The 7,261-nt window shown below is 37.3% G+C and carries 8 protein-coding genes; all 8 read left to right on the top strand.

The features are described from left to right. On the top strand, positions 1-862 hold an 862-nt coding region (locus Q5866_RS13910; protein ID WP_303180848.1), incomplete at its 5' end, for a methionyl-tRNA formyltransferase. A 17-nt stretch (positions 863-879) separates the two neighbouring features. Next, the gene (locus Q5866_RS13905) at positions 880-1,533 is read left to right on the top strand and encodes a PIG-L deacetylase family protein (RefSeq protein ID WP_303180846.1); all 654 of its coding nucleotides are present in this window, start codon (positions 880-882) and stop codon (positions 1,531-1,533) included. Positions 1,534-1,578: 45 nt separating this feature from the next. Continuing rightward, the gene (locus Q5866_RS13900) at positions 1,579-2,100 is read left to right on the top strand and encodes a GNAT family N-acetyltransferase (RefSeq protein ID WP_303180845.1); all 522 of its coding nucleotides are present in this window, start codon (positions 1,579-1,581) and stop codon (positions 2,098-2,100) included. A gap of 2 nt (positions 2,101-2,102) precedes the next feature. Next, positions 2,103-3,038, top strand: a complete 936-nt coding sequence (locus tag Q5866_RS13895; RefSeq protein WP_292266462.1) for a 1-aminocyclopropane-1-carboxylate deaminase/D-cysteine desulfhydrase — start codon at positions 2,103-2,105, stop codon at positions 3,036-3,038. Between the two features lie 2 nt (positions 3,039-3,040). Next, positions 3,041-4,018 carry an ATP-grasp domain-containing protein gene (locus Q5866_RS13890; RefSeq protein ID WP_303180843.1) on the top strand — a complete coding sequence of 326 codons (978 nt, stop codon included), beginning with the start codon at positions 3,041-3,043 and terminating at the stop codon, positions 4,016-4,018. A 20-nt stretch (positions 4,019-4,038) separates the two neighbouring features. Then, positions 4,039-5,130 (top strand): sugar-transfer associated ATP-grasp domain-containing protein, encoded by a 1,092-nt coding sequence (locus Q5866_RS13885; protein WP_292266467.1) that lies wholly within the window; start codon positions 4,039-4,041, stop codon positions 5,128-5,130. A gap of 34 nt (positions 5,131-5,164) precedes the next feature. Continuing rightward, complete coding sequence (locus Q5866_RS13880) at positions 5,165-6,259, top strand: NAD/NADP-dependent octopine/nopaline dehydrogenase family protein (RefSeq protein ID WP_303180841.1); 1,095 nt, start codon at positions 5,165-5,167, stop codon at positions 6,257-6,259. Continuing rightward, the gene (locus tag Q5866_RS13875) at positions 6,256-7,257 is read left to right on the top strand and encodes a sugar-transfer associated ATP-grasp domain-containing protein (RefSeq protein WP_303180840.1); all 1,002 of its coding nucleotides are present in this window, start codon (positions 6,256-6,258) and stop codon (positions 7,255-7,257) included. The genes Q5866_RS13880 and Q5866_RS13875 overlap by 4 nt, the downstream gene beginning before the upstream one ends. The last annotated feature ends 4 nt before the right edge of the window (positions 7,258-7,261 follow it).

Here is a 7,261-nt window from a genome sequence, read left to right as displayed (position 1 = left end):
AATAGTTTTAAGGGAAATGATAAAATTAGGCTTCCCTTTAGAAATGGTTTTTTCTTTAGATGACCAATACTCTGAAAATGTATCAGGTTATGTACCTCTACATGAAATAGCAGAAGCGTATGGAATTCCATTCAAGAAATTCAGAAAAATAGGTTCAGAAGACAATATTCAGTTGATAAAGGAGATTGCGCCGGATTACATATTTGTAATAGGTCTTTCCCAATTGATTAATAAAGAGATTATTAATAGTGCAAAAAATGGTGTTGTCGGTTTTCATCCGACTCCGTTACCTAAGTTTCGCGGAAGGGCTGCAATGGTTTGGCAGGTTTTGTTAGGGGTTCGTGAAACAAAATGTAGCCTATTTATGATTGATGAAGGTATTGATTCCGGAGACATTTTGGGGCAGGAAGAATATGTGATAGAAGATACGGATTATGCTGTCGATGTGTCTAGAAAGCTAGGGGAAGCATTATCTCGTTTAATACCGAAAGTTTTGGAAAAGATTATTAAAGGTAATTTGGAACTTATCAAACAAAAGGAAGAGGAGGCTACTTATTTGTTAATTCGTCGTCCGGAAGATGGACAAATTGATTGGAAAGAGCCGGTAGAGAAAATACAACGATTGATAAGGGCTGTCTCTAAGCCATATCCAGGGGCGTTTAGTTTATACGACGGTGTTCATAAAGTAATTATTTGGCGAGCGGATTATTTAGAAAATAGGAAGTATATCGGTATTCCAGGGCAAATTTGCGAGATACATGATGCCTATATGGATGTGGTTGGTATGGATGGCATTATTCGTATATGGGATTATGAAAATATAGATGGGGTAAGAATGTTGGTTGGTCATAAGTTGAAGTAAATCAAATTTATTGTATAATGAAGATACTTGTTTTTGCACCGCACAATGATGATGAGGTTTTGGGGGTTGGAGGAACTATTGCGAAATATGCAAGAGAGGGACATGAGGTGTATGTTTGTGAGGCAACAAGTCTTTTAAGCAGGCCGGAGAGAGTTCAATTTGTACGGAATGAAGCGTTAAAGGCTCATGAAATATTGGGTGTGAAGAAATCCTTTTTTCTAGATCTTCCGGTTGTTGCTATTAAAGATACTCCAACGAAAGAGGTAAATGCTCGATTTGATGAGATAGTACGACTTGTTAAGCCTAATATTGCGTTTATTCCACATAAGGGAGATATGCATATCGATCATGGAGAAGTAGCTAAAGCCGCAATGGTTGCTTTAAGACCCATTGAAAACCCTCAACTAAAAGAAATCTATGTATATGAAACTTTGTCTGAAACGGAGTGGAATATACCAACTGTCGATAATGCGTTTATACCTAACTGTTATAATGATATTTCAGGTTTTATTACTTTGAAGAAGCAGGCAATGGAATGTTTTGAATCTCAATTGAAAAAATTCCCTCATCCAAGATCTTTAGAAGTAATAGAATCTTTATCTCAATTGCGTGGATCTACTATTGGTGTGGCAAATGCGGAAAGTTTTATGTTGATTCGAAAAAGGATGTGATTGGATTTTTTGTTTTTAGTTATTAATGGAATATTTTGTTAGAAAATGTCGGGAAAAACCAGTATTAGATTATTCCAAGAAAGTGATATTTCATGTAAACTCCGATGGATAAACGATTGCGGGAATAATAGGTTTCTACATTATGACCTTCCTTTGGATGAGGACAAGACTAGAGTTTGGTTTCATAAGAATAAGGATAGAACGGATCGCTATGATGCTATTATTGAATATGACGGTATTCCCGTGGGTATAATAGGATTATTGTCTATAGTAGATGGACGGGCAGAGTATTATATTACATTAGGAGAGAGTCAGTATAAGGGAAAAGGTATAGCACGGGATGCGAGTGTTTTATTGTTGAAATATGCTTTTGACGAATTGAAATTGCGAGAAGTATATTTATACACGGAAGTGGATAATATACCTGCCCAGAAATTATTCGAGAAATGTGGTTTCGTGAAATACCGTTTGGATAAGAACTCTGCTGTTAATAGAGGACAGTTTGTAGATAGATACTATTATGTTATTACGGCTTCTGAATTTGGTAGTGTTAATAAGGGAAAATAGATATGACTCCTTTATGCTTTTTGTTTGGTGATACCAATAGAAACAATATCTATATAAAGCGTGATGATCTGCTCCCCGTCTCCTTTGGTGGAAATAAAGCGAGAAAAGCTATAAACTTCTTTAGAGAAATAGATCGAGGAGGCTTTGATTGTGTTGTTACGTATGGAAGTAGTAGTTCAAATCATTGTCGAATCGTTTCCAATATGGCTGCTTCTAGAAAATTACCTTGTTATATTATTGCCCCGAAAGAATCGTCTTTGCCTACGTTTAATAGTAAGATGATGGAATTGTTTGGTTCCCATTTTACGATTGCTTCTGTAAATGAAGTTCATGACACAATCGAAAGATTATTGGCGACATTAAGAGAAGAAGGTAAGAATCCTTATTTTATTGCGGGTGGAGGACATGGTAATCTTGGGACACAAGCTTATGTGGATTGTTACGGGGAAATTAAGGAATATGAACGTGAATATAAAATTCATTTTGATTCTATTTTTCTGGCATCCGGTACGGGAACAACTCAAGCAGGATTAATCTGTGGCCAATTGATGAATCGGGACACACGAAAGATCATCGGTATTAGTATTGCTCGGAAAAATCCTCGGGGAAAACAAGTTGTATCGGATAGTTCTTATGAATATTTAGAGAGTAAAGGGATGCAAATATCCAAGAGTCTATTGGAAAATGAAGTTGTTTTCGTTGATGATTATGTCGGTTTAGGGTATGGGACGAAATCTCGGGATATAGATCATACGATTAGTAGCATGTTGGTAGATTTTGGAATTCCAATGGACTCGACTTATACAGCAAAAGCATATACCGGTATGATGAGATATATAAAAGAAAATAATATAGCGGGAGAAAATATCCTATTTATTCATACGGGTGGAACTCCTTTGTTTTTTGATGATTTGATGAGATTAGAAAATGTAATTTAGAAATGGGAATCAATATATTAATCTTAAGTGTAGGGACAAGAAATAAAATAGTCCGATATTTCAAAAAAGCCTTAACGGATCAAGACGGCAATCGTTTAGGTTTTGTAGTTGCTACAGACATGAGCGACATCGCTCCGGCTGTATATGAAGCTGATAAATATTATCGAGTGCCTTGTATGACGGCTCCGGATTATATGGAAGTTATTTTTAATATCTGTAGAAAGGAAAAAATAACCGCCGTGTTGAGTTTAATAGATCCGGAATTGAGTTTATTGGCTAAATATAAGGAGGAATTTGCGGCTCTTGGTGTTACGGTAATCGGTTCTGATTATGCTTTGTGTGAAATGAGCCTCGACAAAATGCAAATGTATGAATGGCTAATAACGCACGGTTACAAGACTGCCGGGAGTTATACCGATAAGGCCGTTTTTTTTATGGATGTGGAAGCAGGGAAAATTTCTTATCCGGTATTTGTGAAACCTGTTAGAGGTAGCGCCTCCATTGCTATAAGTAAAGTGCACGATAAAGAAACCGTCGATATGCTTTTTGCCCATGCTGATAATCTGATGATTCAAGAATTTTTGGATGGTCAGGAAATAGGGGCAGATGTTTATATTGATATGTTGAGTGGTGAAGTTGTTTCTATTTTCACGAAAAGAAAAATAGTCATGAGGGCAGGTGAAACAGATAAGGCAGTTTCTTTTAAAGATGAAAAACTATTTCGTTTGATAGAGAGGTTTGTGAAAGAGGCCGGATATAGAGGGCAAATAGATATTGATATTTTCGAGATAGGAGGAAGCTATTATATATCAGAGGTAAATCCCCGGTTCGGGGGCGGCTATCCCCATGCTTATGAATGTGGTTGTGATCATATAAAATTGATTGTGAATAATTTGAAAGGTAAATCGAACCCGGTGAACATCGGGGATTATGCAGAGGGCATTCATATGATGAAATATAATGAGGTGATGATTCGATAAGATAGAAAAATGGAGTAGATATGAGAAGTGGCATACGTAGAAAATGGGATAACCTGAATTTTGAGATAGAATCTATTTATCGGAAACACGAGTATCGGAAGAAAGCCAAGGTTCGTTTAAAGCGGATGAATGGCGGATATAAGTGTACCAAAGAATATAATGAGATTGTTGTTCCTTTTTGGAAAAAATATGGATTGAAACCGGCTAAGATGTGGTATCAGATTTTTTGGGATAGAACTCATGAGCCGGATCCGCGTTATATTCCGGATGATTTATGGTATGGGGTTATAGTTCCTTATTTCAGTAATTCACAATTTCGACGTTTTGGTGAAGATAAATGTTTGCATGATGTTTTTTTCAAAGATTTGATTCGACCTGAAACGATCGTGAAAAATATAGCCGGAGTCTTTTATGATGCGGATATGCATATAATTACTAAAGAACAGGCGGTAGAGAAATGTATGGCGTATCAAGGAGAGTTTTTGATTAAGCCGTCAATAGATAGCGGAGAGGGAAGATTGATAAGTTTCTTTGACTCGCGGGCTGTGGAGCAAAAGTCATTTTTATCGGCTATGAACGGGTTAAAGGCGAACTTTATTGTTCAAGAGTCTGTAAAGCAGCATTCGGTGTTAGCTGCGTTGAATCCCTCTTCTTTGAACACGATTCGCGTTGTGTCGTTTTTGTTTGAAGGTACGGTTTATATTTTATCTTCTATTTTACGAATGGGGGCAAGCGGACATAAGGTTGATAATATTGGTGCGGGAGGATTTGCTTGTCCGATTCAGGCCGATGGACGATTGACAGAGAAAGGTGTTAATCGAAAAGCCGAGTGGGTTACGGAAAATCAACACGGTATTCGCTTTGCGGATGTTGTTGTGCCTTCTTATGATAAAATCATAGCTATGGTGAAAGAGCAACATTTGAAATTGGCTCATTTCAAGCTGATCGGTTGGGATTTTTCAGTGAATGTGAGTGGAGAGCCTGTTTTCATCGAATACAATGTTTGTCCGGGATCAAATCAAATCACTTGTGGTCCAACTTTCGGAGATTTGACAGAGCGTGTGTTGGAGGAGGTCTTTGTGAAGAAGACGTTGAAATACGCACAGAATTAGATGAATATATAATAATTTAGGTAAGAAATTAAAAATGAAAATCGCTATTTTAGGAGCAGGAAACGCAGGATGTGCGATTGCGGCTGATTTAACATTGAAAGGACATGAGATTACTTTGATCAAGACATCTCACGCGATGCATGATGATAATTTTGAGTATTTACAAACGCATCGCGGAGAAATGACTTTGAATGAGTTTGGGAAAGTATCTACTGCATATATTCACCGAGTTACGAGGGATTTGAAGGAACTGCAAGACGCTGAAATCGTAATTATATATATTCAGACAAATTTTCATGAACAATTAATTGAGAAGATAGCACCGTACTTACAAAAAGATCAAATTCTTTTGATCAATCCCGGCTATCTATCTACGGCATATGTGCTTAAATATTGTCAAGATAAACCGATCATCGTGGCAGAAGCTCAAAGTTCTTTTGTTGATGGTCGTATTATGGAACCGGGACAATTTAAAGTCGGTTTTCGTAATGTAAGGAACCCGATTGGGATTTATCCTGCGTCGAGAAAGGAGAAAGCGATAGAAAAGTTGGATAAGTTGCAAGAGCGATTCGTTTATTTGGATTCCGTGGTAGAGGCTGCACTCCATAATCCTAATTTGGTTGTACATACCGTGGGCTCTGTTATGAGTATACCGCGTATTGAAAAATCTCGTGGTGATTTTTGTATGTATCACGAGGCGTATACGCGAGATAATCCCGCTACATGGCGAATTTTGGAGGCAATGGATGCGGAAAAGATGAATGTTTTGGAAAAATTGGGTTTTGCTAGGTTAAGTTATGTGGAGGCTTGTAAATACCGGAACTCTCTGGATGATAATATAGATGCGAAAGAGGTTTTCTTGGACTATGCGGAGATGGATACACGTGCGAAGGGACCAACAAAGGTCGATTCCAGATATATTTCGGAAGATGTACCTCAGGGATTGGTGATGTTAGAGGCTTTAGGCAAATCACTTCATGTTGCAACTCCTATTGTTTCAAGTTTGATAGAAATAGCGAGTGCCGCTTTGGGGCGTAACCTGCGTGCAGAAGGGAGGACTCCGGAGAAGTTGGGACGGGAGAATATAAAGAAAATACTGGTGGACTGCAGATCCGGAGAAGAATTATGAAAGAAAGTATTTTACAGAAATTTATTCGCTTATTTCGTGATATTGATAATGAGGTTCTTCCTAATGCGAATATTTTAGAACGGATTAGAATAGTCTTTGATTTTTTGTGGGAAAAAGTGAGATATAACATAGAATTGATTGACTATGTTCAGTATCGCTTTTATTTTAAAAGAAGAATTGAGAGGAATCAATTTATTACACATGGTAAATTATTGAGAATTATTAAAATATGTAATGATCCGAAATCAAGAATGTTTTTTGATCTGAAACCATTGTTTAATCAAGAATTTAAAGACTATTTAGGTCGGGATTGGTTGGATACAAAGGCTTGTTCAAAAGAAGTGTTCTATTCTTTCTGTAAAAGGAATCCCATGCTTTTCTGTAAATCTCCCGATGGAATGTTCGGAAAAGGAATTAATCTTGTCCATTTGGCAGATGTAAGCAACTTGGATATTTTCTATGATACGTGTAAGAAAGATAAGCTCTTATTAGAAGAAGTGCTGGAGCAAAATGACGAGTTGGCAGCATTTAATAATAGTGCAGTGAATACTGTTCGTGTTGTAACATTGATTTGTGCGGATGAGTCGGTTCGAATTATGGCTGCGGTTTTACGGTTAAGTAGAAAGGGAAAATTTGCCGATAATTTCCATCATGATGGGATTGCCTCGTTGATAGATGTAGAAACTGGCATTGTTAATACGGTAGGGGTAGACCGCAAATGGAATCGGTATACAGTGCATCCGGATTCAAGAAAAACTATAGTAGGATTTCAAATTCCTAAATGGACTGAAATTATGGGTACAGTAAAGAAAGCTGCAAAGGTTCATCCTGAAGTCAGATACATAGGATGGGATGTAACGGTAAAAAACAGTGGGGAAATCGTTTTGATAGAGGGTAATCCGGGAGCTGATCCTGATGTGACACAAATTGAGGATCAGATTGGAAAATGGCCATTGTATGAGCCTTTGTTACTTGAAATAGAGAGTTGTAAAGAATGATTTG

This window comes from uncultured Butyricimonas sp. (assembly GCF_959596855.1).
In the GTDB taxonomy this organism is placed as follows: domain Bacteria; phylum Bacteroidota; class Bacteroidia; order Bacteroidales; family Marinifilaceae; genus Butyricimonas; species Butyricimonas muris.
The sequence above is the reverse complement of the archived record's forward strand: the minus strand, read 5'-3'. Positions and strand labels throughout refer to the sequence as shown.

Coding starts and splice junctions, on each gene's coding strand:
- Q5866_RS13885 (WP_292266467.1), top strand. CDS start 4,039: ATGAGAAGTGGCATACGTAGAAAATGGGATAACCTGAATTTTGAGATA.
- Q5866_RS13895 (WP_292266462.1), top strand. CDS start 2,103: ATGACTCCTTTATGCTTTTTGTTTGGTGATACCAATAGAAACAATATC.
- Q5866_RS13880 (WP_303180841.1), top strand. CDS start 5,165: ATGAAAATCGCTATTTTAGGAGCAGGAAACGCAGGATGTGCGATTGCG.
- Q5866_RS13890 (WP_303180843.1), top strand. CDS start 3,041: ATGGGAATCAATATATTAATCTTAAGTGTAGGGACAAGAAATAAAATA.
- Q5866_RS13905 (WP_303180846.1), top strand. CDS start 880: ATGAAGATACTTGTTTTTGCACCGCACAATGATGATGAGGTTTTGGGG.
- Q5866_RS13875 (WP_303180840.1), top strand. CDS start 6,256: ATGAAAGAAAGTATTTTACAGAAATTTATTCGCTTATTTCGTGATATT.
- Q5866_RS13900 (WP_303180845.1), top strand. CDS start 1,579: ATGTCGGGAAAAACCAGTATTAGATTATTCCAAGAAAGTGATATTTCA.